This window comes from Actinoplanes sp. NPDC020271, from assembly GCF_044388125.1.
Taxonomy (GTDB): Bacteria; Actinomycetota; Actinomycetes; order Mycobacteriales; family Micromonosporaceae; genus Actinoplanes.
Genome location: NZ_JBIRWQ010000026.1, coordinates 73,401 through 90,652, shown reverse-complemented (window position 1 = coordinate 90,652; position 17,252 = coordinate 73,401). Strand labels below are relative to the sequence as shown.

At 69.7% G+C, this 17,252-nt stretch carries 14 protein-coding genes; 4 read left to right on the top strand and 10 right to left on the bottom strand.

From position 1 onward, the window contains the following. Window positions 1-189: 189 nt before the first annotated feature. Genes ACH442_RS38465 through ACH442_RS38435 form a run of 7 tightly spaced genes read right to left on the bottom strand, consistent with a single transcriptional unit; the run spans window position 190 to window position 10,293 of the window. Window positions 190-1,230, bottom strand: coding sequence for a glycosyltransferase family 2 protein (locus ACH442_RS38465; protein WP_396343041.1), 1,041 nt, complete (start codon window positions 1,228-1,230; stop codon window positions 190-192). 57 nt (window positions 1,231-1,287) lie between these two features. Next, window positions 1,288-4,488 carry a DUF4082 domain-containing protein gene (locus ACH442_RS38460; protein ID WP_396343040.1) on the bottom strand — a complete coding sequence of 1,067 codons (3,201 nt, stop codon included), beginning with the start codon at window positions 4,486-4,488 and terminating at the stop codon, window positions 1,288-1,290. Between the two features lie 25 nt (window positions 4,489-4,513). Continuing rightward, window positions 4,514-5,755, bottom strand: coding sequence for a hypothetical protein (locus ACH442_RS38455; protein ID WP_396343039.1), 1,242 nt, complete (start codon window positions 5,753-5,755; stop codon window positions 4,514-4,516). Next, a complete protein-coding gene (locus ACH442_RS38450; protein WP_396343038.1) occupies window positions 5,752-6,543 on the bottom strand; it encodes a glycosyltransferase family 2 protein in 792 nt (263 codons plus the stop codon). Before ACH442_RS38450 ends, ACH442_RS38455 begins: the two co-directional genes overlap by 4 nt. A gap of 21 nt (window positions 6,544-6,564) precedes the next feature. Further along, window positions 6,565-8,019 carry an oligosaccharide flippase family protein gene (locus ACH442_RS38445; RefSeq protein WP_396343037.1) on the bottom strand — a complete coding sequence of 485 codons (1,455 nt, stop codon included), beginning with the start codon at window positions 8,017-8,019 and terminating at the stop codon, window positions 6,565-6,567. Further along, window positions 8,016-9,386, bottom strand: a complete 1,371-nt coding sequence (locus ACH442_RS38440) for an O-antigen ligase family protein (protein WP_396343036.1) — start codon at window positions 9,384-9,386, stop codon at window positions 8,016-8,018. Before ACH442_RS38440 ends, ACH442_RS38445 begins: the two co-directional genes overlap by 4 nt. Then, a complete protein-coding gene (locus ACH442_RS38435) occupies window positions 9,361-10,293 on the bottom strand; it encodes a Wzz/FepE/Etk N-terminal domain-containing protein (RefSeq protein WP_396343035.1) in 933 nt (310 codons plus the stop codon). Before ACH442_RS38435 ends, ACH442_RS38440 begins: the two co-directional genes overlap by 26 nt. 214 nt (window positions 10,294-10,507) lie before the next feature. Between ACH442_RS38435 and ACH442_RS38430 the strand changes: the two genes are divergently transcribed. From ACH442_RS38430 to ACH442_RS38415, 4 genes are all read left to right on the top strand, one after another. Beyond that, window positions 10,508-11,194, top strand: coding sequence for a hypothetical protein (locus ACH442_RS38430; protein ID WP_396343034.1), 687 nt, complete (start codon window positions 10,508-10,510; stop codon window positions 11,192-11,194). Window positions 11,195-11,276: 82 nt separating this feature from the next. Continuing rightward, the gene (locus ACH442_RS38425; RefSeq protein ID WP_396343033.1) at window positions 11,277-12,524 is read left to right on the top strand and encodes a glycosyltransferase family 4 protein; all 1,248 of its coding nucleotides are present in this window, start codon (window positions 11,277-11,279) and stop codon (window positions 12,522-12,524) included. Beyond that, a complete protein-coding gene (locus tag ACH442_RS38420; protein ID WP_396343032.1) occupies window positions 12,521-13,360 on the top strand; it encodes a glycosyltransferase in 840 nt (279 codons plus the stop codon). Before ACH442_RS38425 ends, ACH442_RS38420 begins: the two co-directional genes overlap by 4 nt. After that, on the top strand, window positions 13,353-14,018 hold the full coding sequence (locus ACH442_RS38415; protein ID WP_396343031.1) for a polysaccharide deacetylase family protein: 666 nt from the start codon (window positions 13,353-13,355) through the stop codon (window positions 14,016-14,018). Before ACH442_RS38420 ends, ACH442_RS38415 begins: the two co-directional genes overlap by 8 nt. Before the next feature lie 53 nt (window positions 14,019-14,071). Here the strand turns inward: ACH442_RS38415 and ACH442_RS38410 are convergent, their stop codons facing one another. The 3 genes from ACH442_RS38410 to ACH442_RS38400 all read right to left on the bottom strand — a co-directional run bounded on the left by ACH442_RS38410 (window position 14,072) and on the right by ACH442_RS38400 (window position 16,777). Next, window positions 14,072-14,560 carry a GNAT family N-acetyltransferase gene (locus ACH442_RS38410; RefSeq protein WP_396343030.1) on the bottom strand — a complete coding sequence of 163 codons (489 nt, stop codon included), beginning with the start codon at window positions 14,558-14,560 and terminating at the stop codon, window positions 14,072-14,074. A gap of 35 nt (window positions 14,561-14,595) precedes the next feature. Further along, window positions 14,596-16,266: an alpha/beta fold hydrolase gene (locus ACH442_RS38405; protein WP_396343029.1), complete on the bottom strand. Its 1,671-nt coding sequence runs from the start codon at window positions 16,264-16,266 to the stop codon at window positions 14,596-14,598. A 73-nt stretch (window positions 16,267-16,339) separates the two neighbouring features. Further along, on the bottom strand, window positions 16,340-16,777 hold the full coding sequence (locus tag ACH442_RS38400) for a hypothetical protein (RefSeq protein ID WP_396343028.1): 438 nt from the start codon (window positions 16,775-16,777) through the stop codon (window positions 16,340-16,342). Window positions 16,778-17,252 lie beyond the last annotated feature (475 nt).

Below are 17,252 nucleotides of genomic sequence, written 5' to 3'. Positions count from 1 at the left end.
GAGCCGACGCGGCGCGAGCCGACGCGGCGCGAGCCGACGCGGCGCGAGCCGACGCGGCGCGAGCCGACGCGGCGCGAGCCGACGCGGCGCGAGCCGACGCGGCGCGAGCCGGGGATGCCGAGGTGCCGGCCGGTGCGACCCGGCGAGGAGCTGGGTCCGGAGGCCTGGGCGCGCCCGGCGTGGCGGCTGTCAGATGCCGCGGCGTTCCCAGGAGCGCCACCAGAGCCATTCGCGGCCCTTGGAAGCGACGGCGGAGAGAACCAACGGTTGGAGGTACGGCATTGTTCTGGCACCTACGCGGCGGCGGACCTGGAGGCCGCGGAACTCGGGCAGGGACCGGTAGTCCGGCCAGCATTCGGCGGCGAAGGCCACGAGCTCCTCCTCCGGCACGGTCGCGGTGCGGCCGCGATCGTAGGCGCGGACGGCGCGGCGCAGGGCGAAGCGGGCGAGGCGGCGGTGGACCATCTCGTCCCAGCGGTCCGCTTCCGGGAGGAGGTCGCGGGTCTTGGTGAGGACCGCTTCGTAGGCGGTCTTGCGCTGGCGCAGGTCGTCGAGCTGGCCGGCGAAGTCGGTGGTGGACATGTTGTTGCCGTGCAGGCGGTAGAACGCCTGGTCGGCCTTGACGTAGCCGACGTCGGCGTGTGCGGCCAGGCGCATCCACATCTCGATGTCGCCGGCGTGCGGCAGCTCGGGGTCGTAACCGCCGACCTTGCGCTGCAGGTCGGTGCGGACCACCACCTCGGGCGACGTGATGCAGCCGGTGCCTTCGCGGAAGCGGCGCTCCAGCCACCAGTGGCCCGGGTAGACCGCGGTGCCGCCGGTACCGAGGTTGGCCGGTGGCGGCGGGCCGGGGTGCTGGAAGTGCACCGGGTGACCGTAGGCGAAGCCGACGTTCGGGTTCGCGTCGAGCAGGGCCACCGCCCGGTTCAACGCGCCCGGGGTCAGCATGTCGTCGGCCGACAGCAGCGCGACGTAGTCGCCGTCGGCCCATTCGAGGAGGCCCTCGTTGTACGTGGCGATGTGCCGCTTGTTCTCCTGGTGCACCCGGACCTCGACGCGCGGGTCGCTCGCGGCGATCGCGTGCGCCTTCTCGGCCGAGTCGTCCGGGGACGCGTCGTCGATGATCAGCACCCGGACGTCGAGGCCCGGGTTGTCGAGCACGCTGTCGACGCAGGCGCGCAGGTAATGCCCGTACTTGTAGCACGGGATCACGACGCTGACCGAACTCACCTGTGGTCTCCCCCAAGAAGAGGCCCGGCGCCGGGGAGGGCGCCGGGCCGGTCCGATTTACGGTGTGGTCGTCGTGAAGACGACGTCGACCCAGTAGTTCGTGGCGTTCCAGCTGGAGTTCGGGAACTCCCGGTTGGCGGTCGCCTTGAACAACCCGTTGTGGCCGGTGGTGGCGTCGGCCACCCCGGTCAGCGGATAGGAGCTGCGGGCCTGCGAGAAGTAGCTCGCGCTGTACGAGTAGAAGCCCACGCTGGTGTGGTACGAGACCACGTACTGCGTGTTCGCGTCGATCGCGACCGGTGTCGCGAACGTCAGCGTCTGCCACCCGGTGGCCGTCTCGTTCTGGAACGTGCCGGTGGCCAGCTCCTGACCGTCGGCGCTCCACAGCGTGCCGGTGTGCGTGCCGGTGTTCCGGTCACCCTTGTAGAACTTGACGCCGGTCACGTACCCGTCGACGTCGGAGGTGAACCGGGTCCCCAGCTCCAGCGAAGCCGCCTCGCCGGCGCTCTCCACGTCCGGCGTGGACGCCGAGCTGAACAGCGTGCAGGGGCAGCTGACCCCGGCCCCGGTGGTGAACGTCCACGTGGTCGGCGCGCTCATCGCGTTCCCCCACACGTCGGTCGCCTGCACCGAGGCGGTGTACTGCGTGTTCGCCGCCAACGCGCTGTCCGGCCGGAGCGTGGCCTTGCGCGTCGTGTCGTCGTAGGCGACCTTCGCCGCGACGGTGGTGCTCCCGGCCTTGAGCGTGAACGCCACCTTCTCCGGGTCAACGTCGTGGTCGAACGTCGCGGTGACGGCCGCGTTGCGCGCCACCCCGACGTCACCGGCAGCCGGCGACCTCACGGTGACGACCGGCGGCGTGGTGACCGCGGTCGCGGTGTCCACGACGACGTCCACCCAGTAGTTGGTGTCGCCCCAGCTCAGGTTCGGGAACCCGCCCCCGGTGCCGTACTTGTAGACCCCGTTGGGCCCGGACACCCCGGACTGCAGCTGCTTCACGATGCCGTCGCCGGCACCCTTGGCGGTGAAGTAGGCGCTGCTGTACGAGTAGTGTCCGGTCGGCGTGTAGTAGGACACGACGTACGGCGTGTTGGCCGCGATCGTCACGGGCGTGGCGAACGTCAGCGTCTGCCACCCACTGGCCGTCTCGTTCTGGAACGTGCCGGAGGCGAGCAGCTTCCCGCCGGTCGTCCACAGCTTGCCCAGGTGCGTGCCGGTGTTCGTGGCGGCCTTGTAGAACCGCACGCCGGTGACCGTCGCCGGCACGGACACCTGGAACTTGGCGCCGAGTTCGTTGGCCGACGCGTCGTGCGAGTCGGCGTTGGCCGGGACGTCCGCCGAGGTGTAGGTGGTGCACGGGCACTTCTGCGGGCCGACGGTCACGTTGACCGTCTTGACCGCCCCGAAGTTGAGGCTGTCGTCGATGGCCCGCACTCTGATCGTGGCCGCCCCCTGCGTGGTCGGCGTCCAGGTGTAGGTCCAGTTGGCCAGCCCGGTGGCCGCGCGCCAGGTGGATCCGTTGTCGGTGGAGACCTCGACCCGGCCGAGCTGCCCGCCACCGACGTCGGTGGCGGTGCCGGTGACGGTGATCGCGCCGAGCACCGGCACGGTCGAGCCGGCTGCGGGCGCGGCGACGGTCACGGTCGGGCCGACCGTGTCGGTGGACTTGGCGACGGTGTGCAGGCCGGCCTGCAGTGTCCTGGGCAGCGCACCCATGTCGGCCAGCAGGTTCGCGGTGGCCTGCTGCATCCGCGGGTCCTCGGAGCTCGCCGGGCCGTTGTGCTTGGTGCTCAGACCCCACGACCACTGGACGGTGCCGGAGCCGAAGACGAGCGCGCCGGACGACTCGTCGCGGTACATCATGATGTTGTGGGTGGCGACGCCGTTGCCGTAGTTGTTGCCTTCGTCGAGCAGCAGCGTGCCGTCGGTGATCTGCAGGGTCGTGGCGGAGAACTGGACCGCGCCGGGCGGCCGGGCGGCGTTCTCCGTGTCGGAGTCCCATTCGTAGCCGAGCGTGCCGACCGGGAAGGTGGCCACTTCACCGTTGCCGAGGTTCTCGATCCCGGTGTTGTCCCACAGGCGCAGGTCCTTGAACTGGGACGAGACGGTGATCGAGTCGTGGCGGTATCCGTTGATCGAGAAGAGCGTCCCGGTGATCTCGTTCTGCGGTTTGTTGCCGCCGGTTCCGGCACCGGCCGGGTCCTGCCATGTGCCGGTCCACTGGCCGCTGGGGTCGGCGATGCCGTTCGGCGGCGTCTGCGCCATCTTGGTCATCTTGTAGCTGACCAGGGTGCGGTGGTCGCCGCCGCCGGTGGCGATGGACGGTTCCCATCGGGTTCGCCAGAATGCCTCGTTGCCGCTGAAGAAGGCGAGGTTGACGCCGGCTTCGCGGGCGGCTTTGACGTTGTCCCAGATGCCCTGGTCCCAGTATTCGTCGTGGCCGGACGAGAGGTAGACCTTGTGTTTGGGCAGCAGCGCCGGCTTGGTGGAGACGTCGACGTTGGAGGCGTAGCTGACGTCGTAGCCGTTGCGTTCCAGCCACTGGATCATCGGGTATTCGCTGCCCAGGATCGAGTTGTCACCGGCGATCCGCAGCGGGCGGTTGTAGCTGACCTTGTAGGCGCGCCCGTCCGGGGCGGGCCCACCACCCTCGTAGAGGTTCTGCCCGCCCCACGAGTTGTAGGCCTGCCAGGTCTCGTCGGACGTCTGCACCACGATGTTGGAGGTGCTGTTGTCGTTGCCCACGACGAAGGGGTACGGCATGTAGCCGAGCCCACCGCCCTGGTCGAGCAGCGCCAGGTAGACGCCGGAGACCGCGTCGGACGGTACCTGCCAGGTGACGTTGGCCGTCCAGTTGCCGCAGTCGACCAGGCCGGTCGCGTCCTTGAGGCAGGCGCCGGTGCCCTGTGTGTTGGCCGGGAACTCGGCGGTCGGCGAGGTCGGCATCTTCCGGGCGCCGTCGCCCTTGTAGTAGCCGAGGCGCAGGAAGGTCACCGTGAACGTGGTCGGCGACTTCACCTTCATCTTGAGCGTCTCGCCCGGCTGCACGCTGATCTTGGTGGTGAAGCCCTCGATGTCGCCCCACGACGCGTCGCCGTACCAGTCGTCGAGCGGCAGGCCCTCCTTGGAGTTCTCGCACACGATCGGGTTGGAGTTGACGCCGCATGGGTCGTCGGCCGCGAGCACCACGCTGGGGAGCCCGATCACCGCCCCGATCATCAGCGCCGAGATGACGCCGGAAATTATTCTGGATCTCAATTCAAGCTCTTTTCGTGGCCAAAACTCAGTTGGGCTTCGGTACCTGTTTCTTGGTGGGCACCCCGTCGATCGTTCCCACCACGTTGTTCGACCATTCGCCGAACGTCACGGAACAATTCGAGTCACATCCACCGGCGGCGTCCCAGTGGGTCGGGCCGAAGACGTTGTCAGTGATGCGCAGGTCAGCACCATTTTGGGCATAGAGACCATAAGCACCGAGAGAAATAAAACTATTGCGTACGGAGTAATTGCGCAGCACCGAACCGTCGACGCTCTGCGTGAACAGAACAGCGGTGATGGCCTTCCAGTAGTTCTTGACCTCTTTACCGGTGTGCGCGTCGATTCCCGGTTCCAGTCGACTGTTCTCGATGGTGACCGGGCCGGTTCCGCCGTACGGGAAGATGCCGCCGGTGTGCGCCGCGGCCGGATCCGTCAGGTTGGCGATGTAGTTGTCGTGCAGCCAGCTGTTGCGGATCGTGGTGCGGGCGCCGCACAGGCACATGCCGCCGGTGTTGGCGACGTCCACCCGGTTGAACGTGATGGTGCACGTGGCGCAGTCGTTGACCGCGTGGTCGTTGAGCGGCACGCTCTTCTCACCGAGCCCGACCGGTTCCGGCCGGATGGTGACGTTCGTGAGGTTGAGTTGCAACTCGCCGGAGCCGTCGGTGTTCACCAGGATCGCCCGGTTCGTCGACCCGGGCGGCGGCGCGATGATCGAGTTGGTGATGTTCACCGTCCCGTGGCAGCCGGTGCCGATGTAGATGAACCCCTTGAAGTACCGGTGGTCGAGGTTGACCGTGCCCTTGCAGTCGTAGAGGTCCCATTCCTTGCTGTCCTTGTTGCTGGGGTTGACGACCTTGTACCCCTTGGGGACGGGCAGGGATGCGTCGGACTGCTTGTAGGGCTGGACGCCGGGCGCTCCGACGGCGAAGCGCGCCGGGTATCGGCCGCCGCCGGTCGCGGTGACCGGCAGCGCCTTGGGGGCCGACGGTGCCCCGGTGGGTTCCTTGGCCGGGGTGGACGCGGAGGGCGGCGGCAGCACCGACCCGCTCGGGGCCGGCGACGAGCGCGGTCCGCTGGTCGCGACCGCTTCGGTGGCGCCGGGCGAGGCCGTGCCGCCGGTGGCGGCCGGGTCGCCGGTGTCCTTGCCGCGGGTCAGGACGAACGCGACCGCGACGGCGAGCACCAGCACCGCCAGGCCGGCCGGCAGCAGGAACTTGCGCCGGCCGGGTTGCGGCTCCGGGGTCGTGGGGCCGAGGCCGGTCATGACACTTCCTCCCATGCGGTCCAGTAGCTGTCCGGGTTGATGGCGTAGTCGACGGTCGGCTCGGGGATGTGCTCGACCCGGTGCCGGCGGCTGAACCGGTAGACGAACTCCCAGTCCTCCTTGGGGTTCACCTTCCCGTGGCGGCGCAGGCGACTGAACCGCACGCCCGGGATCCGGCGGATGACCAGCGGGTTCGTGTCCAGGAAGCAGCGTTCCCAGGCCAGCTTGCGGTCGAAGTCCACGGAGAGGACGTCGCGCATCGTGCCGTCCGGCAGCACGCGCCGCATCGCCGTGTAGACCGCGTCGGGCCCGCCCGCGTCGAGCCGCTCGAGGGCCGTTTCCAGGTGGTGCGGGTGCCAGAGGTTGTCGTCGTCGAGGAACGCCACGAACTCCGAGTCGGTCAGCCCCATGCCCACGTTGCGGCTGACGCCGAGCACGTTGATGTTGTGGCGCAGGCTGACCACGTGCAGGCGCGGGTCGGCCGGGAACTCGGGCAACTGGCCGCCGCCGTCGTCGACCACGACCACCACCTGGTCGCGGATCGTCTGCGCGAGCACCGACTCCACCGCCCGCAGCACGCCCTCGGGCCGTTTGTAGGTCAGCACGACGGTGGCGACCCGGGCGCGGGGGCGGATCCCACCCGGCAGGGTGTGCGTCAGCCGGCGGATCTCGGAGCGCTCGAACCGGCCGAGGCCGACCGCGGTGTGCCCGAGCACCACCTTGTTACGCAGTTCTTCGAGGGGCAGCCAGCCGTATCGGGCTCGCAGGCGCCGCTTCAACGAACGCATCAGTCCTGATCTCCTAAAGAGCTACGCGAGTGCGGGCTCGGTGGCCGGTTCCCCGGCGCCGGCGCTGCCGGAGCGGAGGCGGTTGATGATCGGGAGCACGAACGGGACGTACGCCGCGGTGGACGCGACCCCGGCCACGGCCAGGCCGAGGAAGCCCTCGCCGAGCCAGTGGTGCGCGAGCCACGCGACCACACCCATGGCGACACCGCCGAGGGCCGGGCGGACGCACGCGCGCAGGATCTGACCGGTCGGGATGCCCAGCCGGCCGAGCACCACCACGAACACCGGGGAGACCAGCAGGCCGGCCACCACCACGTGCCCGGCGGCGACGCCGGGCACGCCCCACAGGTGGGCGCCGAGCAGCAGGAGCGGGATGAGCGAGAACAGCCACCAGGCCTGCATGACCATCAGCGTCTTGCGGACCCGGGTGGCCAGGCAGTCGTAGGCCAGTTCGACCGCGGTGCGCAGCAGGCCGAGCGCGACCAGGAATTGCAGCGGCAGCCCGGCGGCGGCCCACTGCTTGCCGTAGACGAACACGATGATCGGCGTGGCCAGCACCCCGAGCACCACGCAGATCGGCACGGCGGCCGCGATGACCAGGGTGAACGCGGAGATGAAACCGCCGGCGAACTCGGCCGGCGAGGAGTCGGCCAGGCGCGAGAAACCGGCGAACGAGACGCGCCGGGCGGTCTCGGAGACCATCCGCACCGGCCAGCTCGACATGTTGAACGCCATGGCGTAGATGCCGAGCGCCGCCGGGCCGAGCACCGAGCCGACCACGACCGAGTCGACGTTGACGATCCCGAGCGTGAGCAGGCTTGCGGACGCGAGCGGCAGCCCGTACCTCAATAGTTGTTTTGCCTGGTCTTTGTTCCAGCCGAAGCGAAGCATGCGGGGGGCGCAGAGCCCGAATCCGACCAGGGCGACCAGGTTGCCGATCAGCGATCCCCAGGCGAAGGCCATCGCGCCGATGCCGGCGGCGGCGAACGCGATGGTGGCCACCGTGTTGACGACGAAGTTGAGGATGTCGACGGCGGTGCGCCGGAACTGCTGGAACTCGCGGTTGAGCTGGCCGAGCGGCACGCACGCGATGCCGTCGATGATGACGCTGATGCAGAGCACCCGCAGCATCAGCGTCGCGTCGGGCGAGCCGAGCGCCTTGGCCAGTGCCGGGGCGGAGAACCACAGCAGCACGTAGAACGCCGAACTGGACAATGTGGACAGTGTGAGTACGGTCGGGGCGAAGCGGCGGATGTCGCCCTCCCACCGGACCAGCGCGAGGCTCACGCCCATCTCGTTGAGGGAGAGCAGCATCGCCAGCACGAGCAGGCCGACCGCGTAGAGGCCCCACTCGTACGGCCCGAAGAAGAGACGGGCCAGCACCACACCGGAGGCGAAGGTGCCGACCCGGCGGACGATGGTGTTGACAAGGCTCCAGCGGGCGGCCGTGGCCACCCGCCGGTTCAGATCCGTCACTGTGGAGGTTCTCCCGTAGTCGCCTGTTCGCGTTTGGCCACGCTCAGGTACGCACCCGACAGGCCCAACATCAGGAAAGTGGATCCGGCCACGATCGGGAAGCTCAGGGTGTCGAATGTGGCCGTTACGACGAGCATCACGAACCCGACGGCCACAAAGCCCTGACCGGTCTCCCGGCGCTCCGGGTCGGTGAAACGGCGCCGGCCCGCGCCGCCACAGTGGATGGTGGTCACGTAGAGGCACACGATGGCCACCAGGCCGACCACGCCGATCTCCAGCATGGCCAGCAGGTACTGGTTGTCGGTGTAGCGGTAGAGCAGGGGCAGGAACGTGCCGGGCCCACGGCCGAACCATCGGTGGCCCTGCAGGAACTCGTCGACGTCGGCGCTGGTCGCCTCGCGGGAGTTGGTGCTGTTGTCGCCGCCGTTGAACATCGCCGAGAAGAGCCCGACCAGCGTGCCGACCAGACCCGGCACGAGCACGCGGGTGGCGCCCAGGGCCGGGATCATCACCAGCAGCGCCTTGCCGACCCGCTCCACCGGCCAGGTCGGCAGCAGCACGAGCAGGACGAGGACCAGGCCGATCACGGAGGTGCGGGACACCGTCATGATGGTCGCGAGCGCGATCAGGAAGACCGGCGCCCAGCGTCGCCAGAGTTTACGCTCGGTGTGGTAGAAGGCCTGCTGGATCGCGAACGGCAAGGCCATCGACAGGGTCGCGGCCAGCTCCAGCGTGTTCGACGCGGTGGCCGTCGGCCGGACGAAGTCACCGCGGGCGACCAGCTCGGACGAGGCGCTGCCGGACAGGCCGGGGATGACGATCCAGGCGGTCAGGCTCTGCTTGAGCACGAACTCGGCCATGGCCAGGGCGGCCACCCCGGTGCACAGCTTCACGAACAGCTTCAGCAGCCGGTCGATCTGCCGGTACTCGGTCAGCGACGTGGTCAGCAGGATCAGCGGCAGCCAGATCACCAGCTGCAGCAGCCCCCGGTCGGCGGCGCTGTACTCGGAGGTGTCGGCGTCGCGCCGGCCCACCGCCACGTACGCCAGCAGCACCGCCACCACGTAGAACAGCAGCGCGATCCGCGGCCCTCGGGTGTACGGCGCGGTCCGCACCCGCCGCATCAGCCAGCTCACCGCGTACCACATCAGCGCGACCAGCAGGAACAGGTTCGCCACCGTGCCGGTCGCGCCGATGCTCGCGACGACCAGCCGGGCCGGGACGACGAGCAGCAGGATCAGATAGACGGCGAGCAGCGAATCCGGCCCGAGGCTGCGCAGGCGCTGATGCGAGCGGTAGAGACGGCCGTTGCGCGAGACGGCCCCGGCCGGGCGGGTGGCCTCAGCTACCGTTGACCCGGTTGGCATTCTGGCCCCCACGATCGCCGTTCGACTGGTACGTCGTGGAGAGCCCGGGCCGCCGGGGCTGGCTCTCCTTCTGACTGATGGCGGTGGCGGACTGGCGTGGGGGCACCTGGATCCGCTGGGTCTTCTCGGCGTCGGCGATCTTCTCCGCCGGGGGCGCCGGCCGGGGCGCGGGCGCGGTGGCCGGCAGCTGGATGACCACCGTGCCCTCGATGTCGGCCGAGGCGGAGGCGGCGGCCTTGACCGGCACGTCGATCTCCTCGGCACCGGCGAGCGCGGCCTTGCGGCGGCGCGAGCGGCTGATGCTCTCCACCATGAACGCCAGCACGAAGCCGAGCGCGGCGGTGCCACCGGCGGCGATGATCACCAGTTTCAGCTTGTCCTTGGTCTCCACCTTCGGGGTCTGCGGCGGGATGACCTGGGTGAGCTTGATCCGGTCCTTCTCGGCGACGTTGTTCTGTTTCTGGATGTCGTTGAGCGTGGTGCCGGCGAACGCGGTCAGCTGGGCCGCCGAGGCGAGCAGGTGCTCGGAGTCAGAGCCCTTGAGTGTCAGCGTCAGGAACGGGCCCTGCGCGTTCTCGGCCAGGGCGACCTCGTACTTCTCGGTCAGGCCGTTCGCCTTGAGCTGCAGCACGGTGTCGGTCGACTGCAGGCGGCGGCCGAGGAAGTCGGCGGTCGCGATCAGCGAGCCGTTCAGGTAGAGGAACGGGTTGTCCTGCCCCTGGCCGGTCTGCTGCGCCGAGGCCTGGGTCGCGGACGGCGACGTCAGGAGGCTGACCATCGTGTAGGTCGAGTACATGTTCGGCACCATGACGAACGTGCCGATGCCGAGGCCGATCGCCAGCACCAGCATGGGCACGACGATCAGCCAGCGGTTGCGCAGGATGCGCAGAATCTCGCCGAGGTCCACGGACGCCTCTCCACATTTCCGCCAGGACGTCTTTCGTCGCCGCGGAGTTCCACATCAGAGCGCCGCTCGGCGGCCCCCCGACCACACCAGCGCCAAGTTATACGACGATCCTAGCGGTGGCTATCGGCCCTCCGATCGAAATCGAAGTTGACGAGATCTGGGGTAACGCGCTAAGGAGTCTCGCAGCAGCTCAGACCCAGGGAACGGAATTACGATGTATCTGTCCGATATGGCCGGAGTGCTGGAACGGCGCTGGTATCTGATAGTCGTCGGTGCATTGTTGACCGCCGGCGCGGCCAGCCCCGCGGTGCACACCCAGGACCGTTTCCTGGCCTCCGAGGTCCTGTTGATCCAGCCACCCGTCTCGGAGTACGCGCCGAACCCGGTGGCCGGACTCTACCCGTCGATCGCGGTGACCGCGGCCGCCATCGCGAACCGGTTGAACACCGCCGACTCGCAGGAGATGTTCCGGGCCAAGGGGGTCACCGGGACGTACAAGTTCGAGCCGCGCAACACCGGGACCAGGCAGGAGCCGCGGTATGTGATCGGCTCGATGTCGATCACCAACATCAGCTTCGACGAGGAGGCCGGGCTGGAGTCGCTGCAGATCCTCAGCAGCACCTACCAGCAGGAGCTCAAGGACATGCAGGACGAGTGGAACGTGAAGAAGGATCTGCGGATCACCGTCGCCACGCTCGTCCCGCCGGCCTCCCAGCTGCTCACCCACTCGCCGATCCGTTCACTGGTCGGCGTGGCCCTGCTCGGCGCGATCGTCACGTCGGCTGTCACATTGTGGACAGACGCCGCTCTGCTGCAGCGTCGCCGCCGGCGCCGGAATGCCGCACTGTCCACGGCGGATTCACCGAATTGGACTGATCAATTGGTCCGTTCAGCCCCTTAGCTGTGGACGGCCCGGCATCGCTACGCGAGCACGTTTCTGGAATGTTGTTCGCGTCAGCTGGTGCCGATACGGGGTGATCTTTGTGAAGCGTCCGAGCGTCACGATTCTGGTGGCGAACCTCCCCGCCGAGAAGGACCGCCGCGTCATCCGCGAGAGCCTCAGCCTCGAGGCGGCCGGATTCGACGTGACCGTCATCGCCCCGCGCGGCGACAAGAGCCTCACGATCCTGCCGGGCAGCGAGCGGACACGGCTGCGGCCGTACCCGATCGTCGTCTACGGCAGCGGGGTGCTCTCGTTCGCGCTGGAGTTCTTCTGGTCGTTCCTCTGGATCACGATCCGGCTGCTCGGCGAGATCGTCCGCGGCCGGGCCCAGGCGGTCCAGGTCTGCAACCCGCCGGACATCTACTTCCCGCTCGCGCTGCTGGTGCGGGCGCTGGGCCGGCCGTGGGTCTTCGACCACCACGACTTGTCGCCCGAGGTCTACGTCTCGCGGGGCGGCGACCCGAACCCGCTCGTCTCCCGGCTCCTGGTCCTTTTCGAAAAACTTACCTTGCGTACGGCCACCGCGGTCTTCGCCACCAACGAGTCGTTCAAGGAGAACGCGGTCAAGCGGGGCGTCGCCGCCGACAAGGTGACCGTGGTCCGCAACGGCCCGGCGTTCGCCGAGATCGCCCCCTCCCCCGACGAGCGCGCCGAGGGCCCGCTCCGCGTCGTCTACCTGGGCGTCTTCGGCCCGCAGGACAACGTCGGCGGGGCGGTGCTGGCGGCCGAGGAACTGATCGCGCTGCGCGGGCGTACCGGCTGGCGGATGATCCTCGCCGGTGACGGCGAGACCGCGGCCGGGTTGCGTTCGCTCGCCGAGGAGCGCGGCCTGACCGACGTCGTCGAGTTCACCGGCTGGCTCGACGGTCCCGAGGTCGACGCGCTGCTGCGGGAGGCCGACGTCGCCCTGCAGCCCGACCTGCCGACCCGGATGAACCAGCTCTCCACCATGGCCAAGACGGTCGAGTACCTGGGCCGCGGCGTCCCCGTCGTGGCCGCCGACCTGATCGAGACGCACGCGACCGTCGGCGAGGCCGGCCTCTACGTCGCCAACGGCACCCCGGCCGAATTCGCCCAGGCCATCAACACGCTGCTGGACGACCCGGCGATGCGCGACCGGATGCGCAAGATCGGACGCGATCGGTTCCGCGACTTCCTCTCCTGGGAGCATCAGGCGGTGGCCTACGTCGCGGTCTGGCGCCGGCTGCTGAACGTCCCGGCCACGACGCCGCGGATCCCCGGCCAGCGCCGGCCGGCCGGCACGACGACCCGGGTGGACGCGCCGTGACCAGCGTCGTCATCGCCGCCCACAACGAGGCCGCAGTCATCGGGCGCTGCCTGGACACACTGCTCGCGGACGCGGCACCGGGCGAGTTCGACGTGACCGTGGTGGCCAACGGCTGCACCGACGACACCGTGCGGGTGGCGCGCGACCGGGGCGTACGTGTGATCGATCTTCCCGAACCCGGGAAGGCCGGCGCACTGAACGCCGGCGACGAGGTGGCGGTCGGTTTCCCCCGGATCTACCTGGACGCCGACATCAACCTGACCACTTCCGGTCTGCGCGACCTCGTGGCGGCCTGCGCGTCGTCGCCCGCGGCCACCGCCCGGCGCGAACTGGACGTGACCGGGCGGCCGATACCGGTCAGGGCGTACTTCAGCGTGCACCGGCACCTCCCGGCGCTGCGGACCGGCCTGTTCGGCCGCGGCGTGATCGCGCTGTCGGCCGACGGGCGGGCCCGGTTCGAGCGGTTCCCGGACATGGTCGCCGACGACCTGTTCGTCGACTCGCTCTTCACCCTCGACGAGAAACAGCACGTCGACACGGTGGTGTCGGTGGTCGCCACGCCGCTGCGCACCCGCGAACTGGTCCGCCGCCTGATCCGGATCCGGGCCGGCAACGCGGCGATGCGCGCGGCCGCGGCCCGCGGGGAGATCAAGGCGGACGTACGGGCGGCCGGGCGCTCGTCCTGGCTCAAGGACGTCGTCCTGCGCCGCCCGTGGCTCGCCCCCGCCGCCGTCGGCTACGTCGGCATCACCGCCTACGCGGCGTTCCAGGCGAAACGACGCACCGACGTCGACTGGGGACACGACGCCTCCTCCCGGGAAGAAGCGCATGCCTGAGCACATCAACATCCTGTTCCACGGCGTCGGCGAGCCGCAGCGTGAGCTCGAACCGGGCGAGGACGCGTACTGGATCAGCGTCTCGGCCTTTCAATCGATCCTCGACGAGATCCTGTCGTGGTCGTTTCCGGTCAACCTCAGCTTCGACGACAGCAACTCCTCCGACGTCGCGATCGCCCTTCCTCATCTACTGGAGCGGAGACTCACCGCGGAATTCTTCGTCCTCGCCGGGCGCCTCGACGCCCCCGGCAGTCTCGGCGAAGCTGACCTGCGGGAACTGCGGAAGAACGGGATGGCGGTCGGCACCCACGGCATGCACCACCACCCCTGGCGCGGCCTCTCCCCCGCGGCGATCCGGGCGGAACTGGCCGACGCGCGCGACCGGATCGCGGACGTCATCGGTCAGCCGGTGACGCGCGCGGCATGCCCGCTGGGCCGTTACGACCGCACGACCCTCACCGCGCTGCGCCGCCTCGGCTACACGACGGTCTTCACCAGCGACCGTCGCCCGGCCACGCCCGGCGCCTGGTTGCAGCCGCGCTTCAGCGTCTACCACCAGGACACCCCTTCGTCGGTACGGGCGTCGGTCGCCCGCTCCCGGCAGCTGCCCGTCCGCGCCCGCAACGCCGCCGCCACCCTGGTCAAACGCCTCCGCTGACCCGGCGGCGCCGACAACCCCTTTCTCCGGGTACGGCCGTCCGCCGCGAGTCCTCACCCGGCGCCCGGCCCGTCCGCATCCGGTGGGAGCTCCAGCGACATCCGCAGCCCGGTACCGAGCGCCGTGCTGGTCCGCTCCCCCGGCGTGAACCCGGCAGCCAGGTAGAACGCCAGCGCGTGCGGATTGCCGGTGACCCACATCCGCCGATGGCCGGACGCCCGGACCAGGCCGGAGACCCGGTCGACGAGCCGCCGTGCGATCCCGCGCCGCTGCCACCGCGGGTCGACGAAGAGGTCCTCGAGCTCGCACCCGTCGGCGACGGTGGCGAACCCGACGACCTCCTCGCCGGCCAGTGCGACCACCGTGCGGCCCTCGGCGACGCCCTCGCCGGTGAAGACCAGATATTCCGGCGGGCCAGCAACTGCGGGGCGTCCCCGGCGTTGGACAGCGACGCCTCCCGGTAGACACGCCTCAGCTCCGGCAGGTCGGCCGCGACGGCCGGGCGGATGGTGAAGCCGTTCTCGGTCATCAGGCCAATCCACCAGCCGCCCCGGCACCCGTCAACTCACTTGTCGGATCAGTGGCGGCGCCAGTGCCAGTGGTCGCTCGCCGGGGACGAGGTGGTCGTGTCAACCGCGGCGGTCACGACGGCGAGCTCGGTGGACGTCGTGCCGGGCGGGGTCACGCCGGTGCAGCCGCCGGCGTCCGGGCGACCGGTCCGGAAGTACGCCTCCAGGTGCACCGTGCACGCCGGAACCCGTGCGACCGAGCCGTGGATGTCGTCGTCGACGGTGAAGACCGTGCCACCGATCCTTGATTGAACCTGCGCGATCCACTCGTACGGCGTCGGGCTCTCCCACCGGTGCCCGGAGAGCTGCAGTGACCCGCTCGACCGGCGCAGCGTGAACGGCTCTGCGGCCGGGACCGGCCAGCCGGCGCACCGCTGGGTGAAGACGGCCAGCCGCCCGGCGATCGGGAAGTCCATCTGCCAGCTCCGGTACGTCCGCCAGAAGCTGGGGAAGTCGTGCGCGCTGGTGTCGTCGTTGCACAGGATCGCGGTGCCGGCCACGTCGTTGAACTGTTCCGGGCGGTCGGCCGGCGGTTCCGTCGGTTCGGTCTCGTCCTCGTCCGGCCCGATGATCGGCCGCAGCGCGTCCGGCACCGGGTCGCCGCTCTTCGCCGTGGCCAGCGCGGCCAGCCCCGCGGCGGCCTCGGCGTAGGACGGGCTCGGCGCGACGGCCAGGAACGAGGCGAGGCTGCCGTCGATCTCCCGCTCGACGTCGCTGAACACGATCGCGTGCTCGTCGAGCCGGGTCTCGACGCGCCGGACCACGGCGAGCACCTCGCCGGCGGTCCGGCCCAGGTGGTACGTCGCGTTCCGCTCGGCGACCCACGCCGCCCAGCGCGTCGTCTTGCGCTCGTCGGCCGCGGTCGCGTCGTGGAAGCGCGAGTCGAGCCGGTTCGCGGCCGGGCCGACCACGCTGTCCAGCCACATCCGGTCGACCGACTGCGGGTAGAGGCTGCGGTACACCTGACCGAGCAGCGTGCCCCAGGAGACCCCGAAGTAGCTGATCTTCTTCAGGCCGAGCGCGGCCCGCACCCGGTCGAGGTCACGGGCCACGTTGGACGTGGTCAGCTGCGCGAGGAACGAGGCGTTGCTCTGCACGCACGTCTTGTTCTGCAGGGCCTGGAAGTCGTAGATCTTCTGGGCGGTCGCCTCGGAGAGCGGGCCCGACGGGATCTCGGGCGGGACGACGTCCTCACCCGGGTGCGCACATGTGGCCCGGGTACTGTAGCCGACGCCGCGCGGGTCGAAGCCGATCAGGTCGTACCGCTCGTTGAGCTCGGCGAACTGCGCGCTGGTCAGTGCCAGCTCGTGCGGCATCAGGTAGCCGCTGCCACCCGGGCCACCCGGGTTCACCGCCAGACTCCCGCGCTTGTGCTTCTGGTCGGTGGCCCGCAGCCGGGTGATCGCGACGGTGATCTGCTCACCGTGCGGCTTGTGGTAGTCGAGCGGCACGCGCACGGTGCCGCAGTCGGTCCGGGCCAGCAGCGCCCGGACCTTCGGCAGCTCCTCGGCCGGCAACCCGATCGACTCGAGCGCCGCATCCGAATAGGCCACACAGTCACCCCACGTCACCTTGGGTGACGCCGTGCCCGCGGCGGCGGCCGGGCCGGGGACGATCCCCAGGCCGGCCGCGACGACGAGGACCCCGATTCCGGCGGTCAATCGTTTGTGTCGTGTCATACCGAGATTGATACCGATGCGCCGGTCACGTCACCGTCACCACAACCGCCCAGGTCCCTTCCAGCCGCGGCTGCTACGCACCCTCGGCTCGGCCGAGCTGCTGGTGCATCTGGCCCATGATGTGGACCACCGCGACGAACTGGAACACCTTGATCTCGTCGACGGCGAAACTACCGGTGATCATCGGAGGCGGGGCCCACGCGTACACGTCGTCGGGTCCCCATTCCAGGCCGCGGCGGTGGAACGCGCCCATCGCCAGCGCACCCAGCAGATAACGGTCCTGCCCCTCCTCGGTGTTCGGGTCGGCCGTGAGCGCGGCGGCGTCCGGCCACCGCTGACCGAGCCGGCCCTCGAAGGTGTCCAGGTGCCACCAGCCGCCCTGCTCGTCCTCCAGGAACAGGTCACCGAAGAGCGACGCGAACCGTGGCGTTCGGCCGGTCAGATCCAGCCAGTCCCAGGAGGTCAGCGCGCGGGCGTACTGCTCGTCGGTGAATCGCTTGGTCAGTTCCACCGCGCTATTCGACCACGCTGTTTCCTACCGCCCCCGCCCAGCCGTCACGGACCGATCCACAGAGCGAGCCAGCCGGCGATCATGCTGCTCACACCGATCGCCAAGGACAGAATGTCACAGGCGCGTAATCGGGTCGGCTCTCCCGCGCCCGCCGGCTCGGCCACCCGGCGAGGCCTATCGGGATACCGGTACCGAGCCGCCCTCTTGTCCCGGTCCGCACCGAAGATCCTTCGCAACCGGTCAAACCGATGATCATGGCAGCCGATCAGCAACCCGTAACCGGACCGCCTGCATGCCTGTCGCTGTCGCGTGTAGCCACCGCAGCTGAAAGGTGCGATCGCCGAACCGCGCTGTTGAGTGGGATTCGGCGGAGAGCGCTGCCGATGCCGGAGCGCCCACCAGCGCCGCAGATCAGGAGGCTGCTGCGCTGTCGTCGTTCAGCACGTGCCCGGCGGCCGGGGGTCGCCGGGTGACC